Raw genomic sequence first — 3690 nt, 5'->3', positions numbered from 1 at the left:
AAGCTAAGAACATCGGAAGCTGGGTGCGGTGAAAGTCGCACGCCCAGATTTAACTGAGAGGTGCGGGGAATAATATCCCCCATCGACTCAACCAGAGATCAGCGATTATCTCAAAGGGTCAAACCCGGCAGAAGTCGTCTCTTATGCCGGAACGATTCCCCACCAAGCATTCATGATCTACCAAGCCATGTTTGCCATTATCACCCCAGCCTTAATTTCTGGAGCGATCGTAGAGCGGATGAGTTTCCGCGCCTATTCGCTGTTTGTCCTATTGTGGTCAACCTTTGTTTACGCTCCCCTGGCCCACATGGTCTGGGCGAAAGGTGGATTTTTAGGTTTGTATGGTGGTTTGGGTGCCCTCGACTTTGCAGGTGGCACAGTAGTTCATATTAGTTCTGGCGTTTCAGCTTTAGTAGCTGCGATCGTCCTTGGGCCTCGCAAAACCCATCCCGATCGTCTTAGCCCGCCACACAATGTCCCCTTTATTTTGCTGGGTGCTAGCTTGCTGTGGTTTGGTTGGTTCGGTTTCAACGCTGGGAGTGCCTTATCTGCTGCTAGTGGAACTTCTGGGAACTTAGTCACAAATGTGGCAACAACAGCCTTTGTTGCCACCAATGCAGGGGCGGCGGCGGCGGCTTTAATGTGGTTAATTTTGGAAAGCGTTTTACGGGGTAAACCAACCGCCGTGGGAGCAGCTACCGGAGCTGTTGCTGGTTTGGTGGGCATCACTCCCGCCGCCGGATTTGTCACACCGCTATCAGCGATTTTAATTGGTTTCATCACCGCCTTTGTTTGCTTCTATGCGATCAGTTTCAAGCACAAGCTAGAAATTGACGATGCTTTAGATACCTTTCCTGTGCATGGCGTTGGTGGTACAGTCGGAGCAATTTTAACGGCGATCTTTGCCACGACTCAAGTCAACGGAGCAGGTAAAGACGGGGTGCTACGTGGTAATTTGGGTGAATTGGGAGTTGAACTAGCAGCAATTGTCGTTGCATACGCGATCGCAGGTGTTGGTACGTGGATTATTCTCAAGATTATTGATGCGACAGTCGGGCTGCGAGTCAAAGAGGAAGCTGAATTGCAAGGTTTGGATATCAACGAACACGGTGAAGAAGGTTACAACTCCGAGTTTGGCGATCGTCCGACTCAGTAAAGAGTTAAGAGTTTGGAGAGACGCGATTAATCGCGTCTGTACAGGAGTTTGGAGGGAAGAACTTTCTGTTTGCTTCCCCCACTCCCTAGTTTAAAATTAGGTAATTTGCGATCGCTAGCGTTAAAATTTGATTCAAATAATTGGTAAATTTGGCTAGTCGTGTCTACTTCTGCAAAAACCTTTCCGATCTGGGCATTTTTATCGCTGTTAACCAACGGCGTCCTGATGTTGGCGGTCATCCTGTTAATTTGGCAACAGCAAAGATTGACCGCTTTTTTTGGGGGGATAATCACATCCCCGGAGTCAATTAAGCTGGACAACTCACCCGAAATTGCTACACCTGATTTGGGTCGCCATCACCAACTCACTTACCAAGAGTGGGTAGACATCCTCAAGCAAGAAGCCAACGTCGCTGCTGACCAACGTCCTCCGCATTTAACCATACTGGCGGGAGATTCTCTGAGTTTGTGGTTTCCCCCTGAGTTATTACCCGAAGGTAAAAATTGGCTCAATCAAGGAATTTCTGGCGAAACCAGCAATGGACTCTTGAAAAGATTGAAGATATTTGACCGCACCCGGCCAGAGGTGATTTTTGTGATGATTGGGATTAATGATCTAATTGGGGGGATAAGCGATCGAGTAATTTTAGATAATCAACGGCAAATTATCAATTACCTGCGAAAGGTGCATCCGACAGCGCAAATTGTTGTCCAATCGATTTTGCCACATGGGGCAGAGTCAGCAACTTGGAAAGGACGCGATAAACTTCTGGCTGTTACCAATAGTCGGATTAGCGAGTTGAATCAACAACTGCAAAGCATATCTACCAAAAAAGGTGTCAAATATCTTGATTTATATCCCCTGTTTACCAACAAGCAAGGTAATCTCCGCCGCGAATTTACTACTGATGGCTTACACTTAAGTCCTGAAGGCTATATAGTTTGGCGTTCTGCATTGCAGATTTATAGCAATATCGAATTAAAACCCCAGCGTTAACTTGCTTCGGGGGAAAAAGGCTAAAGTCCAAAAAGAAGTAATATCTTTGAATACAACTGTGTATAAATCGCGTCTGGGTGCGAGAAAATAAAGAATAGTGGTTTAAGTAGACAAATATAATGGATACAAAAGCTTTTAAGCGCAGCCTCCAACATTCAGAAAATTACAATCGCAAGGGCTTTGGTCATCAAGCAGAAGTTGCCACCCAGTTGCAATCTGAGTATCAGAGTAACTTGATTCAGGAAATTCGCGATCGCAATTACACTCTACAACGAGGTGATGTGACAATCAGACTAGCACAAGCTTTTGGCTTTTGCTGGGGTGTAGAACGGGCTGTGGCAATGGCCTACGAAACCCGTCAGCACTTCCCCACAGAACACATCTGGATTACTAACGAGATTATCCACAATCCTTCTGTAAATCAGCGAATGCAGGAGATGGAAGTAGAATTCATCCCCATTGAAGGAAAGGATAAAAACTTTTCGGTTGTGGGAACTGGTGATGTAGTCATATTACCCGCTTTTGGGGCTAGCGTTCAAGAAATGCAGATACTTCACGATAAAGGCTGCAAAATTGTTGATACAACTTGTCCTTGGGTATCTAAAGTTTGGAACACAGTAGAAAAGCACAAAAAAGTCGATTATACTTCAATAATTCACGGTAAATATAAGCACGAAGAAACAGTTGCTACTAGTTCTTTTGCTGGCAAATATTTAATTGTGTTGAACTTGCAAGAAGCAGAATATGTTGCTGACTATATTATCAATGGTGGGAACCGGGAAGAATTTCTGACAAAATTTGCTAAAGCTTGTTCAGCAGGATTTGACCCTGATCAAGATTTAGAAAGAGTTGGTATTGCAAACCAAACTACGATGCTGAAAGGCGAAACTGAGCAAATTGGTAAGCTTTTTGAGCGGACTATGTTGCAGAAGTATAACCCCACCGAGTTAAATCAGCATTTCCAAAGCTTCAACACTATCTGTGACGCTACCCAAGAACGCCAAGATGCCATGTTGGAGTTAGTGCAACATAATTTAGATTTGATGGTAGTAATTGGTGGGTTTAATTCCTCGAATACTACTCAATTGCAACAAATTGCTTTTGAGCGCGGAATTCCTTCTTATCATATTGATACTGTTGAACGTATTAAATCAGGAGATTCCATTGAACATCGGCAATTAAATGGGCAGTTAATAACTACAGAAAATTGGTTGCCAGATGGAGAAATTGTTGTGGGAATTACTTCTGGTGCTTCTACACCAGATAAGGTGGTAGAAGATGTGATTGAGAAAATTTTTGCTGTCAAAGCAATACCAACACTGGTTTAATAGTTCTCAGATGAACTTCCAAATAGACGTATGAGTGAAAATCATGTAGGCACAATTCATGTAGCTTTAGCTGACCGCAGGGTATTGTGCCTACCAAGGATTTCGGGAAACGCATAATTACAGCAATTTGATATCAAACCAGCCACAAAGATTGTAAACTTTAAAGATGTAAAAAAACAGATTATTTAGAGATGGCAGCATATTCGATTG

General features: G+C 43.8%; 2 protein-coding genes and 1 pseudogene. All 3 read left to right on the top strand.

The genetic code is table 11. From position 1 onward, the window contains the following. Positions 1-94: 94 nt before the first annotated feature. A pseudogene (locus tag V7K15_RS24205) lies at positions 95-1156 on the top strand (ammonium transporter); the annotation flags it as partial. A 159-nt stretch (positions 1157-1315) separates the two neighbouring features. After that, positions 1316-2152, top strand: coding sequence for an SGNH/GDSL hydrolase family protein (locus V7K15_RS24200; RefSeq protein ID WP_334909591.1), 837 nt, complete (start codon positions 1316-1318; stop codon positions 2150-2152). A gap of 119 nt (positions 2153-2271) precedes the next feature. Then, a complete protein-coding gene (locus V7K15_RS24195) occupies positions 2272-3480 on the top strand; it encodes a 4-hydroxy-3-methylbut-2-enyl diphosphate reductase (protein WP_334909589.1) in 1209 nt (402 codons plus the stop codon). Positions 3481-3690: the final 210 nt, after the last annotated feature.

The sequence above is a fragment of the Nostoc sp. genome (genome assembly GCF_036919815.1).
GTDB lineage: Bacteria > Cyanobacteriota > Cyanobacteriia > Cyanobacteriales > Nostocaceae > Nostoc.
Note: the sequence above shows the minus strand (reverse complement) of the source record. Positions and strands in the feature narration are given on the sequence as shown.